This is a genomic window from Siccirubricoccus phaeus, assembly GCF_008360935.1.
GTDB classification, from domain to species: Bacteria; Pseudomonadota; Alphaproteobacteria; order Acetobacterales; family Acetobacteraceae; genus Siccirubricoccus; species Siccirubricoccus phaeus.
Genome location: NZ_SRXO01000003.1, coordinates 39,058 through 56,659, shown reverse-complemented (window position 1 = coordinate 56,659; position 17,602 = coordinate 39,058). Strand labels below are relative to the sequence as shown.

Genomic DNA, 17,602 nt, shown 5'->3' with positions numbered 1-17,602 from the left:
CGCCCCGCATCCGAGAGGGGCTCTGCCCCTCTCGGGCTCACCCCGCCAAAGGCCGAAAGGCCTTTGGAAACCATGAATTTGAAACCCGACGACCCAACCGCGAAACTCAAGGGTTCCAAGGGCCCTTCGGCCCTTGGCGAGGGAGAGTTTGAGGGGTTGCGGCACTGCCGCAACCAGAGCTCCCCTCAAGCCACCGCCAGGGCCGCCGCCAAAGCCTCCGCAATGGACGCCGCCGCAATCCGCGCCGCCCCGTCATCCGTCCCCAGCGCCAGCGCCGCGGCCCGCAGCGGCGGCACCAGGCTCGCCGGCAGCGCGCCGGCGCGCCGCGCCGCCGTGGCAATGCGCATCGCCTGTTCCGTCGGCGTGCCGCCCGGGCCGATGATGGCCGCCGCCTCCACCAGCAGGGAGGCCGTCAGCGCCGCATCCCCCACCGTCGCCAGCACCGCGCGCTGCCGCCGCACATCCGCCAGCGGCCCGCCGCTATGGTCGCCCACCTGCACCGCCGCCACCTGCCGCAGCGAGGCCGCGACGCCAGCGAGCGCCCCTGCCTCGCGCACCAGCGCCGCCGCCAGCGCCGCGGCGGCGTTGGCGAAATCCTCGGCGCCCGGGCCGCCGAAGCCGTGGCCGAACTCGCCGTCCTCGCCCATATCCATCAGCCAGCCTCCTGCGTCAGCAGCGCGACGCGCGTCATGAACTCCTCCGGCTTTCCGGTCGCCAGCAGGGGCGCCGCCTCGGCCACCGCCTCCAGCAGCCGGGCCAGCCAAGCCTCATCCACCTTGGCGAAATTGCCCAGCACATGGCCCGTCACCCGGTCCTTGTGCCCGGGATGGCCGATGCCGAGCCGCACCCGCCAGAATTCCGGCGACCCCAGCGCCCGCTGCATGTCCCGCAAGCCGTTATGCCCGGCCGCGCCGCCGCCCTTCTTCACCCGCACCTTGCCCGGCACCAGGTCCAGCTCGTCATGGAAGGCGGCGATGCAATCGGGCGGAATCTTGTGGAAGGCCGCGGCGGGCTGCACCGCCTCGCCGGAGCCGTTCATGTAGGTGAGCGGCTTCAGCGCGATGATCTTCACGCCGCCGATGCCGCCTTCCGCCACCAGCCCCTTGAAGCGCTGCCGCCAGGGGGAGAAGCCATGGCGCCGGGCGATCTCGTCCAGTGCCATGAAGCCGATATTGTGGCGGTGCCGCGCCTGGGAGGGCTCGGGGTTGCCGAGCCCGACCCACAACAGGGGCCCCTTGGGCAGCGGGCCGCCGGAAGGGAGGGCGGTCCCCGTCGCAGGACCGGGGCGCGCCATCCCGCCGCCTTACTTCTTCTTGGCCGCGGCGGCAGGGGCCTTCTGCTTGGTGGCGTCCGGCGCGGCCGGCGCGGCGGCGGGGGCGGGCGCCTCCTCCTGCACCGTCGGCGCGGCGATGGTCGCCACCACGAAGTCGCGGTCGATCACCGACTTCGTGCCGAAATGGTCCTTCACCGCGGACCAGCGCAGGCTGTCGCCGATGCCGGCCTCAGCCAGGTCGATCTCGAAGCCCTCCGGCACCGCATCCGGGTCGGCCAGCACTTCCAGCTCGCGCCGCACCACGTTCAGCACGCCGCCGGCCTTGATGCCCGGGCAGGTCGCCTCGTTCAGGAAATGCACCGGCACCCGCACGCGGATGCGCTGGCCCACCGCCAGGCGCTGGAAATCCACATGGATCGGGCGGTCCGTGACCGGGTGGAACTGCACGTCGCGCATCAGGGTGCGCACGGTCGTGCCATCCTTCACCGCCACCTCATAGAGGTGGGACTGCCAGCCGCCCTTCTGCAGCTCCTTCATCACGTCGCGCGGGTCGAGGGCGATGAGCGTCGCCTCCTGCTTCGCGCCGTAGATCACCGCAGGGACGAGTCCCTGCCGCCGGGTCGCACGTGCCGCCCCCTTACCGGCCCGCCCGCGCGCCTCGGCCTCGATCCGAATCGTCTGGACCATGGTCGTGCTCCGCTTGGTATGGGTATGGACCTGGCCCGCGCCGATAGGGCCCGGAAACAGGTACGCCGGCCTCCAGGGGTGCCGGCGCGGCGCGGCCCTTAGCGGATCGGGGCGGCCGGCGCAACGGCGAAAGGGCTTGACGGGCGGCCGGACGGCCCTCCCCAGGCCGGTACCATCACGGAGCGTTTCGTGCCAGGGCGATCCTGATCTAGCGTCGCGGCATGGATTTCATCGTTTTCGGCCTGCTGCTGGTGGGCGGCTTCTTCCTCGGCTGGGGCCTCGGCATCGCCGGCTGGCTGAAGGCGGGGCGACTGGAGCAACGGGTTGCGGTGCTGGAGCAGCGCCTGGCGGCCCGGGGCATGGCCGAGGGCACGCCGGCGGCAGCCGTCGCGCCCGGGGCGGCGGCTGCCACGTCCGTCCCTTCCCCCTGGGCGGCGCCGCCGAGGCCGGAACCGGCCGCCGCGCCGGCGGAGCCGAGGCCGGCCCCGGCCGAGGCCGTCGCCCCGCCGCCGCCCCGCCCGGGGCTGGAGGAGGCGCTGACCCTCCGCTGGGGCGTCTGGCTGGGCGCCGCGGCGTTGCTGCTGGCCGGCATCTTCCTGGTGCGGACGGCGGTGGAGGAAGGCTGGCTCGGCCCCGGCCCGCGCTGCGTGCTGGCGGCGCTGCTGGGGCTGGCCATGGTCGCCGGGGCGCTGTGGCTGCGGCGGCTGCCGCAGGCGGCGCGGCCGAACCTTCCCTGGCCGGACCAGGCGCCGGCGGCGCTGGCGGCGGGCGGCGTGGCGCTGCTGTTCGGCGCGGCCTATGCCGCCGGCCCGCTCTACGGCCTGGTGCCGCCGCTGCTCGCCTTCGCCCTGCTGGCGGCGGCGGCGCTGGCGGGCGTCGCCCTGGCGCTGCTCTTCGGCCCGCTGGTCGCCGCCATCGGCATCGCCGGCGCCTATCTGACGCCGGCCCTGGTGCAGACGGCGGACCCCTTCCTGCCCGGCCTCTACGCCTATCTGCTGGCCGTCACCGCGGCGGCGCTGGTGGTGCTGCGGCAGGTGGCGGCGGCGTGGCTCGGCTGGGCGGCCAGCGCCGCGGCGGCGCTCTGGGTGCTGGCGGGCGGCATGGTGGCCGGCAGCGGGGAGGCGCTCTGGGCCCCTGCCCTCTTCGCCCCGGCAGCGGCGGCGCTGCACCTCTTCCTGCTGCCGGGGGCGGCGCTGGACTCGGGCATCGGGCGGCGGCTCGCCTTCCTGCCCTTCGTGCTGCTGGCGGCGGCGGCGCTGCTGCTGGTGCCGGGGGCGGAGAGCCCCTGGCCGGCGATCGGCATGCTGGCCTTTGGCCCGGTGGCGATCGCCCGGGCCTGGCGGGAGGACAGGCTCGCCGCCCTGCCCTGGCTCTCCGCCCTGGCCGGGCTGCTGATGCTGCTGCTCTGGCGGGTGCCGGGCTGGCTGCCGGCGGAGGAGGCGGTGACGGTCGCCGGGGTGGCGCAGGCCATGCTGCCGATCCATCCCTGGCTGCCGGAGGCGCTGCGGCCCTTCCTCGGCGCCGCCCTGGCGCTGGCGCTGCTGCACGCCCTGGCGGGGGCCTGGCAGGAGGGGCGGAGCGCACGGCCCCTGGCCTGGGCGGCGCTGCCGGCGGCGGTGCCGGTGCTGGCGTTGCTCGCCGCCTATGCGCGGGTGCGGGGCTTCGCCCTGGATGCGCGCTGGGCGCTGGCGGCGCTGGCCCTGGCGGCGGCGCTGACGGGCTGGGCGGCGCGCGCCGCCCGGCAGGGCGCGACGGCGCGGGCGGGCGCGCATGCGGCCGGGGCGGTGGCGGCGCTGGCGCTCGGCGCCGCCATGCTGCTCAGCGACCAGTGGCTGACCCTCGCCATCGCCCTGCTGCTGCCGCCGCTCGCCTGGATCGAGGGGCGGGCCGGGCTGCCCGCCCTGCGCTGGGTCGCCCTGGCGGTGGCGCTGGTGGTGCTGGCGCGGCTGCTGCTGAACTGGAACGTCGCCGAGTATGCACTCGGCACCACGCCGCTGCTGAACGGGCTGCTGCCGGCCTATGCCGCGCCGGCCGCCGGCTTCGCCCTGGCCGCCTGGGTCTTCGCCCGACGGCGGGAGGATGCGGTGGTGGGGGTGCTGGAGGGTGGGGCGCTCGCCCTCCTCACCGCCCTCGTGCTGCTGGAAATCCGCCACGCCATGGGCAGCGGCGCGCTGCTGCCGGAGGCGGCGATCGGCTTCCGCGAAATGGCGCTGCAGGCGACGGCGCTCGCCGTGCTCGCCAGCCTGGCGCGAGGGCTGGATCGGCGGCTCGGCGGGCGGGAGGTGCTGGGCTGGGGGTGGCGGCTGCTCTTCCTGGGGCTGGCCGGGTTCTCCCTGGTGCTGCTGGCGGAGAACCCGGCCTTCACCCCGGGCGAGACGCTCTGGCCCTGGCCGGTCTTCAACGAGCTGAGCCTGGCTTTCCTGGTGCCGGCCGTGCTGGCCGGCTTCGCGGCGCGGCGGGCGGCGGCGCCCTGGCTGGCGCGGGTGCTGGCGGTGCAGGCGCTGCTCGGCGCCTTCGCCTGGGTGACGCTGACGGTGCGGCACCGCTTCCACCCGGTGGAGATGGCGCTGGATTTCGAGGAGGTCCCGGCCGCCGAGCTCTGGGCCTATAGCGGTGCCTGGCTGGCCTTCGGTGGGGCGCTGCTGGCGCTGGGGATCAGGACCGGGGCCAAGGCGCTGCGGCTGGCGGCGCTCGCGGTGATCGGCCTGACCATCGGCAAGGCCTTCCTGGTGGATATGGCGGAGCTGACCGGGCTGTGGCGGGTGCTGAGCTTCCTCGGGCTGGGGCTGGCGCTGATCGCGCTGGGCTGGGTCTATCGGCGCTTCGTGGTCAGCCCGGCGCCGCCGCCCGTGCCGGCCGGGCCGGGCTGAGCCAGGCGGGGCGCTGAAGCGGGATCGGTTGAGCCTCGCTCACCGTCCCGCTCCGGTTCATTGTCTGGTGGCGTGATCCATGGTTTCGCCGATTTGGCCTCAACCGATCACGCTCTGACAGGCTGCTGAAAAAGTCCCCCGGCATCGCAACGGAGTCCGATAAAGAGTCGAGGGACGGCGCGTCGCGAATCAACCGCGCGCATCGGCGCGACGCGAAGCAAGGTTGCGCCGGTGCCCTCCGATTTTCCTTTTTCAGCAGCCTGCTAGAGCGGCTTCACGCTGACTGTGCAGCGCGAAACCGCTCTAGCTTATGGATTGTAGAGCAGATTCACGCCTCCGCGCGATGCCGCCCTCCGGCGATCTGCTCTAAGCGTCCGGCGTCAGCGCCGCCGGCGTCACCTCCCACACCCGGCCGCCATCCTTCGGCGGGGCGCACCAGATCGGCAGGGCGTTCGGGGTGCGGACATTCGGCTCATGCCCGAAGGCCAGGCGCAGGGCGCGCATCAGCGCCCCATGCGCCACCACCAGCACCGGGCCGGGCCGGGCCGTGGCACGGTTGATGGCGCCGACCGCGCGGTCGTGCAGGGCGGCGAAGGTCTCGGCACCGGCGGGCGTGTAGGTGCCGGCGATCCAGTCATCATACCAATCGCCCATCGGCTGGCCTTCCTGCTCGCCGAACTCGACCTCCCGCAGATCGGGGTCGATGGCGACGGGCAGGCCCAGCGCCCGGCCGGCGATCTCCGCCGTGACCCTGGCCCGGCCGAGCGGCGAGCTGACGATGGTGGCGATGGGGCCAAGGCCCAGCAGCGTCTTCGCCGCCCGCTCCGCCTGCAGCAGGCCGACGCTGTTCAGCGGGATGTCGGTGGTGCCCTGGGAGAGTCCCTGCGCGTTCCAATCGGTCTCGCCATGCCGCAGGAACCAGAACCCGGTCGGATTGAGCGCCACCATGAATCAGCCTTCCTTGTCAGTGAGCGGGCCGGGGATGGCGGCCCCGCAGCCGGGCCATGGGCGGCACGCCGCCCACCCCCTGCCCGTTGTCCTGCCGCGGCTTCGCCGCGGCAGGCTGTGCGAGGCGCCGATCACCGGGCGCCTCCGGGCCCCCATGACGTTGCGCCAGCAACGTCATGGGAAGCTATGCCAGCCCCTCGGCCTGCAGCGTGCGCTGCACCGCCGGCCGGGCCAGCATGCGGGCGTAATGCGCCGCGACATTCGGCGGCAGCTCCTTGCCCAGCCGCCCCTTCCACCAGAAGGAGACATAGAACAGCGCCGCATCGGCGAAGGAGAATTCGCCCAGCAGGTAGTCCTTGCCCTCCAGCGCCTTGTCGAAGATCGCCAGGCCCTTGGAGAAGATCTCCTCCCCCTTCGCCTTCACCGCCTCATGGTCGGCCTCGTTGGGCGCGTAATTGGACGGGCGGAAGATGCGGGAGAAGCCCTGCATATGCAGCGTCGCCACCGCGTAATCCACGTATTCCAGCGCCTTGGCCAGCTTGTCGGCGCCCTGCGGCAGCAGCTTCGCCTCCGGGAAGCTGCTGGCCAGCCAGGTGGCGATGGCGGGGAATTCGGTGATGACGGCGCCGTCATCCTTCACCAGGGTCGGCACCTTGGATTTCGGGTTGATGGCGGTGAAGTCCGGCTTGAATTGCGCGCCCTCGCGCAGATTCACCGCCTCCGCCTCATAGGGCTTGCCGATCTCCTCGAGCAGCACATGGATGCCGACCGAGCAGGCGCCGGGCGCGTAGTACAGCTTCATTGGAATGCCTCCCCTCAACAGCGGGCCGGCGCAGCCTCCCCGAGGCCGGGCTTTCGCGCAACCGGCTAAATGCGGGTCAGGGGGCGGGGGGAGCCGTGCCGCCGCCCGGCGGTGCCGGCGCCCTCAGTTGAAGAGGGAGGAGACCGAGCTTTCCTCGGAAATGCGCCGCATCGCCTCGGCCAGCAGCGGGGCGATGGTGAGCTGGCGGATATTGGAGGAGACGCGCACCGCCTCGGTCGCCAGGATGCTGTCCGTCACCACCATCTGCTCGATGGGCGAGGCGCCGACCCGCGCCACCGCGCCGCCCGAGAAGACGCCATGGGTGACATAGACGGAAACGCCGGTGGCGCCGTTCTTGATCAGCGCCTCGGCGGCGTTGCAGAGGGTGCCGCCGGAGTCGACGATGTCGTCCACCAGGATGCAGTGCCGGCCTTCGACCTCGCCGATCACGTTCATCACCTCGGAGACGCCGGCGCGCGGGCGACGCTTGTCGATGATGGCGAGGTCGGTGTGGATGCGCGAGGCGAGTGCCCGGGCCCGCACCACGCCGCCGACATCGGGGGAGACCACCATCAGGTCGCGGCCCTTGTAGCGCTCCTGGATGTCGCGGCTGAACAGCGGCGCGGCGAAGAGGTTGTCCACCGGGATGTCGAAGAAGCCCTGGATCTGCGCCGCATGCAGATCCATGGTCAGCACCCGGTTGGCGCCGGCGGCGGTGATGAGGTTCGCCACCAGCTTGGCGGAGATGGGGGTGCGGGAGCCGGATTTCCGGTCCTGCCTGGCATAGCCGAAATAGGGGATCACCGCGGTCACCCGCCGGGCGCTGGCGCGGCGCAGCGCGTCCAGGGTGATCAGCAGCTCCATCAGGTTGTCGTTGGCCGGGTAGCTGGTGGACTGGACGATGAAGACATCCTCGCCGCGGACATTCTCGTTGATCTCGACGAACACCTCCATGTCGGCGAAGCGGCGGATGGAGGCGCTGGTCAGCGGCAGGCCGAGCGCAGCCGCCACGGCTTCGGCGAGCGGGCGGTTGCTGTTGCAGGCGACGATCTTCATGCAGGGAGCCTCATCCGGGCGGGACGCCTAAAGCCAAGCCCCGGGATCCGTCACCCCGGCCCCGGGCATCTGGGTTCACGTTCAAGCCAGGGTCGGCCGCCCCGGCGGGGAAACGGGGCGGGCTGGCGGAGGAAGCGGCCTGGGGGCCTGCGGGCGGGGACATATCAAGGTGACGGAACAGTGTAAATCATCGGCGGGCCCGGCGGGTGCATCGGCCGCATGCGGTGGGGGCATGGGGCTCCGCGCCGCCGCCCCGGCCGGCGACTCTGCCCCTGCACCCTCGCTGGGGGAGTTGCCGGCACAGCCGGCAGCGCTTCCCTCGACTCCGCCCCGGGGCCGGCAGGCCCAACCAACAGGCCGCGCCGGGTGAACCCGGTCAATCCGTTGACTTCGGCCGACTTTCCGCCTCGCTGACCGGAGCCGGGACCGCCGGCATCTCTACCCAGGCCGGTTAACCCGGCTGCAACCGGCCTGCGGCATTTTCTGCCGGCCGGTGCTGGACCGGCAGCGGGCAGCGGGAAAGGCGAGGCAGGCAGCACATGCCAGGACGCGCTGGGCCACAGGAGGTGGCGTGATGGCCGGACTCCTGGCCGGGCTGCAGGCCCTGGGTCCCAGGCGGCTGGCGGCGCTGGCCGCCGTCGGCATCGGGCTGCTGGTGCTGCTCGCGGTACTCGCCTTCCGCGCCGGGGAGCCGCCCATGGCGGCGCTGTTCGGGGAGATGGAAAGCCGCGACGCGGCGGCGGTGGTGGCAGCGCTGGACCGCCAGCGCGTGCCCTACCGCATCGCCGGCAACGGCACCCAGGTGCTGGCGCCGGTGGACCAGATCCCCCGCCTCCGCCTGATGCTGGCGCGGGAAGGCCTGCCGGCCGGCGGCGGGGTAGGGTGGGAGATCTTCGACCGCAACGAAAGCCTGACCACCAGCCCCTTCCAGCAGGACATGAACCGGCTGCGCGCCATGGAAGGCGAGCTGGGGCGGACCATCCGCGGCCTCGCCGGCGTCCGCGCCGCCCGGGTACATCTGGTGCTGCCGCGGCGGGAAGCCTTCTCGCGCGAGCGGGGCGAGGCGCAGGCCTCCGTCGTCCTGGCCATGCAGGGCAGCCAGCGGCTGGACCGCGAAGGCGTGCAGGCGGTGCTGCACCTGGTCGCCACCGCGGTGCCCGGCCTCCGGCCGCAGAACATCTCCATCGTGGACAGCCGGGGCGAGCTGCTGGCGCGCGGCGGCCAGGCGCTGGCCGCCGCCACCCAATCCCTGACCCAGGAGGAATTGCGCCGCGCCCAGGAAATGCGCCTGGGACGGGCGGTGGAGGAGCTGCTGGAACGCAGCCTCGGCCCCGGCCGGGTGCGGGCGGAAACCACGGTAGAGCTGGATTTCGACCGGGTCGAGACGCGCGAGGAGCGCTTCGACCCGGACAACCAGGTGCCGCGCAGCCAGCAGAGCTCCGCCGAGCAGAGCCGCAACAGCGAGCCGCAGCCCACCTCCGTCGCCGGCAACATCCCGGGGGCCGAGCAGGCGGCGGCCGGCGGCACCTCGGAAAGCCGCACCGAGGAGACCACGAATTTCGAGATCGGCCGCACCAACCGCACCACCTTGCGGGAAGGGCCGGTGGTGAAGCGGCTCTCCGTCGCCGTGCTGGTGGACGGGGTGATGGAGCCGCAGGAGGGCGGCGCGCCGCGCTGGCGCGAACGCACGCCGGAGGAGCTGGCGCGCATCGCCACCCTGGTCCGCAGCGCCGTCGGCTTCGATGAGCGGCGCGGCGATCGGGTGGAGGTGGTCTCCATGCGCTTCGCCGAGGACGGGCTGGCCCCGCCGGCGCCGGAGGCCTTCCTTGGCCTGCCGATCGCCCCGGTGCTCGGCACCCGGCTGCTGGAAAGCGTGCTGCTGGCGCTGGTGGCGCTCGCCGCCATCCTGCTGATCGGCAAGCCGATGGTCGTGCGCCTCGCCGCCACGCTGCTGCCGCAGCCGGCCCTGGCCGCGGCCGGGGCGGAGGGCGCGCTGGCGGAAGGCGCGGCGGCGGAGGCGGCGCTGGCCGGCAACCCGGCGGCCCTTGCCGCGCTGGCCGCCCTGCCGCCCGGCGCCGATGCCGCGACCGTCGCCGCGACGCTGGCCGCCGTCGCCAATGGCGATGCGGAGGCGATGGTGCAGGTGCAGAATGTGCAGGGGCAGATGCGCGCCTCCGCCATCAAGGCGCTGACCGACCTGATCGACGCGCATCCCGATGAGGCGGTTTCCGTGCTGCGCCGCTGGCTGAACCCGGAGGATGCCTCGTGAGCTATACCCGCACCCTGAGCGGGCCGCAGAAGGCCGCCGCCATCATGCTGGCGATCGGCGATGACTACGCCTCCCGCCTCTTCGCCAAGATGCATCAGGACGAGATCCGCGATCTCTCCCAGGCCATGGCCATGCTCGGCACCATCACCGCCGAGCAGATCGAGCAGCTCTGCCGCGAATTCGGCGAGCAGCTCGGCCGCACCGGCGCGCTCACCGGCTCCTTCGAAAGCACCGAGCGGCTGCTGATGAAGAGCCTGCCGGCCGACCGCGTCGCCCAGATCATGGAGGAGATCCGCGGCCCCGCCGGCCGCACCATGTGGGACAAGCTGGGCAATGTGAACGAAGGCGTGCTGGCCAATTACCTGAAGAACGAATACCCGCAGACCGTCGCCGTGGTGCTGACCAAGGTGCGGCCGGACCATGCCGCCCGCGTCCTCTCCCTGCTGCCGGAGGGCTTCGCCATGGAGGTCGTCATGCGCATGCTGCGCATGGAGACGGTGCAGAAGGAAGCGCTGGAAGGCGTGGAGCGCACCCTCAAGGCGGAGTTCATGTCCAACCTCGCCCGCAGCCAGCGCCGCGACGCGCATGAGCTGATGGCGGAGATCTTCAACAACCTCGACCGCCAGTCGGAAAGCCGGATCCTCGGCGCGCTGGAGGAGCGCAACCGCGACGCTGCCGAGCGCATCCGCACGCTGATGTTCACCTTCGAGGATCTGCGGCGGGTGGATGGCGCGGGGCTGCAGGTGCTGCTGCGGGGGGTGGAGAAGGACAAGCTCGCCCTGGCCCTCAAGGGTGCCTCGGACGAGCTGCGCGACCTGTTCTTCCGCAACCTGACCGAACGCGCGGCGAAGCTGCTGCGCGACGACATCGCCGCGCTTGGCCCGGTCCGGCTGCGCGACGTGGACGAGGCGCAGGCGATCATCGTCGCCACCGCCAAGGACCTCGCCGCCCAGGGCCAGATCGCGCTGCAGGATGGGCGTGAGGAGGAGATGGTGCAGTGAGAGCCTGTCTCGAAGGGACCCCGGCGATGGACCGAGGAGGGATTTTGCGTCCCGGCCAGGACGCGGATGCCGCCAGGGCGGAAAAGACCCGCCGGGACACGCCGCAGGCCCCCTTGAGACAGGCTCCGAGGGCAAGCCCGGGCTTCGAGCCCTTCCTGCCGCCGCGCACCGGCCTGGCGCCGCCGCCCCGGCCCGCGTCCCAGCCCGGCATCCGCCTGCCGGATTTCGACGCGCCGCCGGAGCCCGATCCCGCCATCGCCCTGGCCGCGGCCGCGGCGGCCGAGGCGGAAGCCGCCGCTGCCGCCGCCGCGGCGGAGGCCGCCGCGCGGCTGGAAGCGGCTCGCCGGGCCGGCCATGCGGCGGGCGAGGCGGCCGGCCTCGCCGCCGCCGCCGCCGACCAGGCGGAGCGCAGCACCCGCGCGCTGGAAGCCATCGCCGCCGCCCTGGCGGCGCAGGAGGCGGCGCTGGTCGCCGCCGCCGAGGCCAGCGCCCAGGCCCTGGCGGAGCTGCTGCTGGGCGCGCTGGACGCCGCCCTGCCGGAAGCCGCGGCGCGGCTGGCGCCGGATTGCGCCGCCCGCCTCGCCACCGTGCTGGCGCCGCTGCTGGCGGAGGGCAAGGCGGTGACCCTCTTCGTCCCGCCCGGCCAGGCGGAGGCGGTGGCGGCGCGGCTCGCCGATCCGCGCCTCGGCCTGGCTGAGGACGCCGCCCTGGCCCTGGGCGATGCCCGGGCGGAATGGCGCGGCGGCGGCGCGACCCTCTCGCTGGCCGCCCGCCGCCAGGCCGTGACGGCGCTGCTGGCCAGCTTCGGCCTGACCCCCACCACCGAGGAGTGCTGAGCCATGCCGGAACCGAGCGCCTTCGAGGCGATGAATGCGGCAGAGACCGGCGGCCGCGGCGGCGCCGCCGCCTCCGCTCGGGACCTGGAGGCGGTGTACGACATCCCGGTGCAGGTCAGCGCCGTGCTCGGCCGCGCGACCATGCAGGTCTCGCAGCTCCTGAAGCTCGGCCGCGGTGCGGTGGTCGAACTCGACCGCAAGCTGGGCGAGGCGGTGGATATCTACGTCAACAACCGCCTGGTGGCGCGCGGCGAGGTGGTGATGGTGGATGAGAACCGCCTCGGCGTGACCATGACGGAAATCGTCAAGGCGGACCGCCAGGGATGATCCGGCTGCTCATCATCGGCGCGCTGGAGGGGGAGCTGGGCCAGGCGGCTCGCATCGCCGCCGCCCGTGGCGCCAGGCTGGCCCAGGCGGAGGGGGTGGCGGCGGCGCTCGCCCGGCTGCGCGGCGAGGGCGCCGACCTCGTGCTCTGCGAGCTGACGCATGATATCGGCTGGCTGGTGGCGCAGCTTGCCGAGGAGCGCATCGCCTGCCCGGTGATCGCCTGCGGCCGCAATGCCGATGCCGCGGCGGCGGTCCGCGCCATCCGGGCCGGCGCCAAGGAATTCCTCCCCCTGCCGCCGGAGGCGGAGCTGATCGCCGCCATGCTGCAGGCGGTGAGCGGCGAGGCGGAAGGACCGATCCACCGCGACCCGGTGATGGGCGCGCTGCTGGAACGGGCACGGCAATTGGCGGTCTCCAACGCCAGCCTGCTGATCACCGGGGAGAGCGGCACGGGCAAGGAGGTGCTGGCGCGCTTCCTCCATGCCGAAAGCCGCCGCGCCCGCGGCCCCTTCGTCGCACTGAACTGCGCCGCCCTGCCGGAGACGCTGCTGGAGAGCGAGCTGTTCGGCCATGAGAAGGGCGCCTTCTCCGGCGCCGTCGCCGCCCGCAAGGGGAAATTCGAGCAGGCCGATGGCGGCACCCTGCTGCTGGACGAGATCGGCGAGATGGACCCGCGGCTGCAAGCCAAGCTGCTGCGGGTGATCCAGGAAAGGGAGGTGGACCGGCTGGGCGGCAGCGCGCCGGTGAAGGTGGATGTGCGGCTGCTGGCCGCCACCAACCGCGACCTTTCCGCCGAGGTGCGGGCGGGGCGGTTCCGCGAGGACCTTTACTTCCGCCTGAACGTCGTGACCCTGCGCATCCCGCCGCTGCGCGAACGGCCCGGCGACATCCTGGCACTCGCAGACCATTTCGCCCGCCGCTTCGCCGCCGCCAACGGCTTGCCGCGGCGGGGCCTTTCGGCCGAGGCGGAGGCGCTGCTGCTGGCGCATCCCTGGCCCGGCAATGTGCGGGAGCTGGAGAACACCCTGCACCGCGCCGTGCTGCTGGCCGCCGGCCCCAACATCGGCGCCGAGGCGATCGAGCTGACGCCGCTGGCGCCGGCCGAGGCGGCGTCCGCTGCTGCAGCGTCGGCCCCTCCCCCGGGCGCGCCGCCCGCCGGTGCCCCGCCGCAGCGCGGCGTCAGCGCCCTGGTCGGCCGCCGGATGGAGGAGGTGGAGCGCGACCTGATCCTGGAGACCCTCACCCACTGCCTCGGCAACCGGACGCGGGCGGCGGAGATCCTCGGCATCTCCATCCGCACCCTGCGCAACAAGCTGCATGAATACCGCGCTCAGGGCGTGCAGGTGCCCACCGGCCAGCCCGCTTTGCTGCCCGCCGGCGCCTGGAGCGCGGATGGCTGATCACGCCCGCCCGACGCCGCCGGTTGCCCTGGCGCGGCACCGCCGCGCCCGGCCCTGCGAGGAGCTGCCTGGGAGAGCCGCCGACGCGCCCGGGCCGCCCTGCCACAAGGCCATAGGGATGCAATTCTCCCGGTCGCTGCCCGGCGCCCTGGCCCCGCTTCGCCGCGCCAGGCCGGGCGAGGCGCCGATCGGGACGAATTCCGGACTCACCACGGCGGCGCCCAGCGCCGTCATCGGGAATGAGTCATGCTCGGCACGCTGACCCTGCCGAATTGGCTCCGCCTGGCCCGGCCGGGCGGCGATGTCATGCTCGCCCTCGGCGTGGCGCTGCTGCTCGCCGTCCTCGTTATCCCGCTGCCGACCTTGCTGCTGGATGCGGCGCTGGCGCTCTCCATCACGCTTTCGGTGCTGATCCTGATGGTCGCGCTGTTCCTGCAGCGGCCGCTGGACTTCACCGCCTTCCCGCAGGTGCTGCTGCTCTCCACCCTGTTCCGCCTGGCGCTGAACGTCGCCACCACCCGCATCATCCTCACCCACGGCTACGAAGGACCGCAGGCCGCCGGCCATGTGGTGGCGGCCTTCGGCGGCTTCCTGATGGGCGGCGACGTGGTGGTCGGCCTCATCGTCTTTGCCATCCTGCTGGTGGTGAATTTCATGGTGGTCACCAAGGGCTCCGGCCGCATTGCCGAGGTCTCGGCGCGGTTCAGCCTGGACGCCATGCCGGGCAAGCAGATGGCGATCGACGCCGACCTCTCCGCGGGTCTGATCAACGAGGCGGAGGCGCGCCGCCGCCGCAGCGAGCTGGAGCAGGAAAGCGCCTTCCACGGCGCCATGGACGGCGCTGCCAAATTCGTTCGCGGCGATGCCGTGGCCGGCCTCATCATCACCGTCATCAACCTGATCGGCGGCCTCGCCATCGGCGTGGTGCGGCACAATCTGGGCGTGGCGGAGGCGGCGACCACCTACTCCATGCTGACGGTCGGCGACGGCCTGGTCAGCCAGATTCCGGCGCTGCTGATCTCCGTCGCTGCCGGCATCGTCGTCACCAAAGGCTCCGGGGACGAGCGGGCCGATGAGGTGATGGGCCGTCAGCTCGGCGCCGGCTGGAAGCCGATGGCTTTGGCGGGCGGCGCGGCGGGCATTCTCGGCCTGCTGCCGGGCATGCCGCTGCTGCCCTTCCTGGCGCTGGCCGGCGCCGCCGGCGCCACCGCCTGGAGCAAGCGGGAGGCGGAGCGCAAGGCCGCCGAGGCCCCGCCCCCGCCGCCGCCGCCGCCCGGCGAGCCGCCGGTGGCCGAGGCGCTGCGGCTGGACCTGCTGCGCCTCGAACTCGGCTACGGGTTGCTGGCCCTGGCGGCCGGGGAGGCGCCGCGGCTGACCGAGCAGATCCGCCTGCTCCGCCGCTCCATGGCGCAGGAGATGGGCTTCGTCCTGCCCAGCGTCCGCATCCAGGACAATCTGGAATTGCCGCCGGACACCTATGTGCTGCGGGTGAAGGAGATCGAGGCCGGGCGCGGCCGGCTGCGGCCACCGCTGCACCTGGCCATCGACCCCTCCGGCCAGGTGCCGAACCTGCCGGGCGAGCGCACCACCGAACCCACCTTCGGCCTGCCCGCCCTCTGGATCGAGGAATCGCTGCGCGAGGATGCCCTGGCGCGCGGCTGCACCGTGGTGGATTGCGCCGGCGTGCTGGCGACGCATCTGACCGAGACGGTGCGCGACAACATGCCGGAGCTGCTCTCCTTCAGCGAAACGCAGAAGCTGCTGGACGAGCTGCCGAAGGAGCACCAGAAGCTGGTCGCCGACATCATCCCGGCGCAGATCGGCATCGGCGGGCTGCAAAGGGTGCTGCAGGCGCTGCTGGCGGAGCGGGTCTCGATCCGCGACCTGCCGACCATCCTGGAGGGCATCCAGGAAGCCGCCGCCTCCGGCCAGCGCAGCGTGCCGGCGATTCTTGCCGCGGTGCGGGTACGGCTGGCGCGGCAGCTTTCCGACGCGGCGCGCGGGCCGCAGGGCTATGTGCCGCTCATCGCCCTCTCCGCCGATTGGGAAATGGCCTTCGCCGAGGCGCTGACCGGCCCGCCGGAGGACCGCCAGCTCGCCATGGCGCCGGCGCGGCTGCAGGAATTCATGCTGCGGCTGAAGGAGGCCTTCGACGCCGCGGCCAATGCCGGGGAGAATCCGGTGCTGGTCTGTTCCGGCGCCATCCGCTTCCATGTCCGCGCCATCGTCGAGCGCTTCCGCCCCGCCACCACGGTGATGAGCCAGCAGGAGATCCATCCCCGCGCCCGCATCCGCACGGTGGGCAGCATCTGATGCCCGGGCTGCCCGCATGCGGCTGAAGCTGTTCCAGGCGAGCCGGATGGCCGAGGCCATGGCCCTGGTGCGGGCGGAGCTGGGCGAGGAGGCGGTGATCCTCGAAACCCGCCGCACCGGAAACGGCGTGGAGGTGACGGCGGCGGTGGAGCCGGCCGAGCCGCTCTTCATCCTCCCGGCCGAGGCGCCAGCCCCGGCCTCCGCCGCCCCCTTGGCCCTGCCGCCCGCCCTGGCCCGGCACAACCTGCCGGCCGCCCTGGCCGCCCGGCTACTGCCTGGCCCAGCCCCGCCCAAGGCGGCGTCGCCGCTTGCGGCGCGACCAGAGGTACCGCCGACGGCGCAGCAGGAGGTACCGCTGGCGGCGCGGCTGGAAGCGGCGCTGGGCTTCGGCCCACTGCCGGACGGCGCCGCCCGCCCGCTGCTGCTGGCCGGCCCGGCCGGTTCCGGCAAGACCCTCACCTGCGCCAAGCTGGCCGCCCGCGCCGTGCTCGCCGGCCAGCCGCCTTTGGTGGTGACGACGGATGGCGCCCGGGCCGGCGCCACGGAGCAGCTCGCCGCCTTCACCCGGCTGCTCGGCCTGACCCTGGCCGTCGCCCCTGCCCCGGCCACGCTGGTGAAGGCCCTGGCCCGGCGCCTGTCGGGCCAGGCGGTGCTGATCGACACCGCCGGCTGCGACCCCTTCGACCCCGCCGCCGCAGCGGAGCTGGCCGCCCTCGCCCGCGCCGCGGAGGCCGCCATGGTGCTGGTGCTGCCCGCCGGCCTCGATGCCGATGAGGCCAGCGAGATCGCCCGCGCCTATGCCGCCCTCGGCGCCCGGCATCTGCTGCCGACCCGGCTGGACACCGCCCGCCGCCTGGGCGGGGTGCTGGCGGCGGCCGCCGCCGGCCTTCTCCTCACCGAAGCCGGCACCGGGCCGGGTGCGGCGGCGGGGCTCACCCCCCTCGATCCCGCCTGGCTCGCGGCGCGGCTCGGCGCCTGGCCACCGCCCGCCAGCGCCGCTGCCCCGGAGCCTTCCGCATGAGCGCCTCCCCCCCGGCCGGCCGCCTGATCGCCATCGCCTCCGGCAAGGGCGGGGTGGGCAAGACCTGGCTGTCCATCACCCTGGCGCAGGCCCTGGCCCGGGCCGGGCGGCGCGTGCTGCTGGCGGATGCCGATCTGGGCCTCGCCAATGTCGATGTGCAGCTCGGCCTCGACCCCGGCCGGGATGTCGGCGCGGTGCTCGCCGGCGGGCAGGTGCTGGCGGCTGCGGTGCAGCGCCATGCGGCGGGATTCGACCTGCTGCCCGGCCGCTCCGGCTCCGGCGCCTTCGCCACGGTCGGCGCCACCGGCTTCGCCCGGCTGGCCACGGCGCTGCAGGGGGCGCGGGGTGCATGGCAGGAGGTGGTGCTGGATCTCGGCGCCGGGCTGGATCAGGGGGTGCGGCACCTGGCCGCCGCCGCCGACCTGCTGCTGGTGCTGGCGACGGAGGAGCCGACCAGCCTGACCGACGCCTATGCCGTGCTGAAGCTGCATCGGCGGGACCGGCCGGGCGGGGCGGCGGCAGTGGTGGTGAACCAGGCGGCCGATGCTGCCGCCGGCGAGCGCACATGGCAGGCGCTGGACCGGGCCTGCCGCGGCTTCCTCGGGGCCGGCGTGCCCCTGGCCGGGGTGGTGCGCCGCGACGCCAGGGTGAAGGAGGCGATCCGCCGCCAGACCCCGCTGCTGACCCGCCACCCCGCCTGCGAAGCGGCCAGGGATGTGGAGGCCCTGGCCGCCCGGCTGCTGGCGCCGCAGGGCCTGGCCGTCGCCCCGGCCCGCTGAGGTCGCCACGGGAGAGTCGT

The 17,602-nt window shown here is 73.7% G+C and carries 15 protein-coding genes; 9 read left to right on the top strand and 6 right to left on the bottom strand.

Annotated elements, in window-relative coordinates; all coding sequences use genetic code 11:
• Window positions 1–185: 185 nt before the first annotated feature.
• The 3 genes from E5N76_RS04960 to E5N76_RS04950 all read right to left on the bottom strand — a co-directional run bounded on the left by E5N76_RS04960 (window position 186) and on the right by E5N76_RS04950 (window position 1,960).
• The gene (locus E5N76_RS04960) at window positions 186–653 is read right to left on the bottom strand and encodes a hypothetical protein (protein ID WP_149536200.1); all 468 of its coding nucleotides are present in this window, start codon (window positions 651–653) and stop codon (window positions 186–188) included.
• A complete protein-coding gene (gene pth, locus E5N76_RS04955) occupies window positions 653–1,228 on the bottom strand; it encodes an aminoacyl-tRNA hydrolase (protein ID WP_235907596.1) in 576 nt (191 codons plus the stop codon). The genes E5N76_RS04960 and pth overlap by 1 nt, the downstream gene beginning before the upstream one ends.
• Window positions 1,229–1,303: 75 nt before the next feature.
• Entirely contained in the window at window positions 1,304–1,960 is a 657-nt protein-coding gene (locus E5N76_RS04950; protein ID WP_149536198.1) for a 50S ribosomal protein L25/general stress protein Ctc, read from the bottom strand.
• A 221-nt stretch (window positions 1,961–2,181) separates the two neighbouring features.
• Between E5N76_RS04950 and E5N76_RS04945 the strand changes: the two genes are divergently transcribed.
• Window positions 2,182–4,830 (top strand): DUF2339 domain-containing protein, encoded by a 2,649-nt coding sequence (locus E5N76_RS04945; protein ID WP_149536197.1) that lies wholly within the window; start codon window positions 2,182–2,184, stop codon window positions 4,828–4,830.
• A gap of 366 nt (window positions 4,831–5,196) precedes the next feature.
• Here the strand turns inward: E5N76_RS04945 and E5N76_RS04940 are convergent, their stop codons facing one another.
• From E5N76_RS04940 to E5N76_RS04930, 3 genes are all read right to left on the bottom strand, one after another.
• Entirely contained in the window at window positions 5,197–5,778 is a 582-nt protein-coding gene (locus tag E5N76_RS04940; protein WP_149536196.1) for a histidine phosphatase family protein, read from the bottom strand.
• Window positions 5,779–5,962: 184 nt separating this feature from the next.
• Window positions 5,963–6,580: a glutathione S-transferase family protein gene (locus tag E5N76_RS04935; RefSeq protein ID WP_149536195.1), complete on the bottom strand. Its 618-nt coding sequence runs from the start codon at window positions 6,578–6,580 to the stop codon at window positions 5,963–5,965.
• Between the two features lie 123 nt (window positions 6,581–6,703).
• Window positions 6,704–7,636: a ribose-phosphate pyrophosphokinase gene (locus tag E5N76_RS04930; protein WP_149536194.1), complete on the bottom strand. Its 933-nt coding sequence runs from the start codon at window positions 7,634–7,636 to the stop codon at window positions 6,704–6,706.
• Between the two features lie 574 nt (window positions 7,637–8,210).
• On the opposite strand from E5N76_RS04930, the gene fliF reads away from it, so the two are divergent.
• From fliF to E5N76_RS04890, 8 genes are all read left to right on the top strand, one after another.
• Window positions 8,211–9,905 carry a flagellar basal-body MS-ring/collar protein FliF gene (fliF, locus tag E5N76_RS30945; protein ID WP_149536193.1) on the top strand — a complete coding sequence of 565 codons (1,695 nt, stop codon included), beginning with the start codon at window positions 8,211–8,213 and terminating at the stop codon, window positions 9,903–9,905.
• Window positions 9,902–10,906, top strand: coding sequence for a flagellar motor switch protein FliG (gene fliG, locus E5N76_RS04920; RefSeq protein ID WP_268921285.1), 1,005 nt, complete (start codon window positions 9,902–9,904; stop codon window positions 10,904–10,906). The genes fliF and fliG overlap by 4 nt, the downstream gene beginning before the upstream one ends.
• Window positions 10,907–11,019: 113 nt before the next feature.
• Window positions 11,020–11,742, top strand: coding sequence for a hypothetical protein (locus E5N76_RS04915; protein WP_149536192.1), 723 nt, complete (start codon window positions 11,020–11,022; stop codon window positions 11,740–11,742).
• Window positions 11,743–11,772: 30 nt separating this feature from the next.
• Window positions 11,773–12,069 carry a flagellar motor switch protein FliN gene (gene fliN, locus E5N76_RS04910; RefSeq protein ID WP_235907595.1) on the top strand — a complete coding sequence of 99 codons (297 nt, stop codon included), beginning with the start codon at window positions 11,773–11,775 and terminating at the stop codon, window positions 12,067–12,069.
• Entirely contained in the window at window positions 12,066–13,469 is a 1,404-nt protein-coding gene (locus E5N76_RS04905; RefSeq protein ID WP_457852672.1) for a sigma-54 interaction domain-containing protein, read from the top strand. Before fliN ends, E5N76_RS04905 begins: the two co-directional genes overlap by 4 nt.
• A gap of 246 nt (window positions 13,470–13,715) precedes the next feature.
• Window positions 13,716–15,782, top strand: a complete 2,067-nt coding sequence (gene flhA, locus E5N76_RS04900; RefSeq protein ID WP_149536191.1) for a flagellar biosynthesis protein FlhA — start codon at window positions 13,716–13,718, stop codon at window positions 15,780–15,782.
• 16 nt (window positions 15,783–15,798) lie between these two features.
• Window positions 15,799–16,803, top strand: a complete 1,005-nt coding sequence (locus E5N76_RS04895; protein WP_149536190.1) for a flagellar biosynthesis protein FlhF — start codon at window positions 15,799–15,801, stop codon at window positions 16,801–16,803.
• A complete protein-coding gene (locus E5N76_RS04890; protein ID WP_149536189.1) occupies window positions 16,800–17,582 on the top strand; it encodes a nucleotide-binding protein in 783 nt (260 codons plus the stop codon). The genes E5N76_RS04895 and E5N76_RS04890 overlap by 4 nt, the downstream gene beginning before the upstream one ends.
• The last annotated feature ends 20 nt before the right edge of the window (window positions 17,583–17,602 follow it).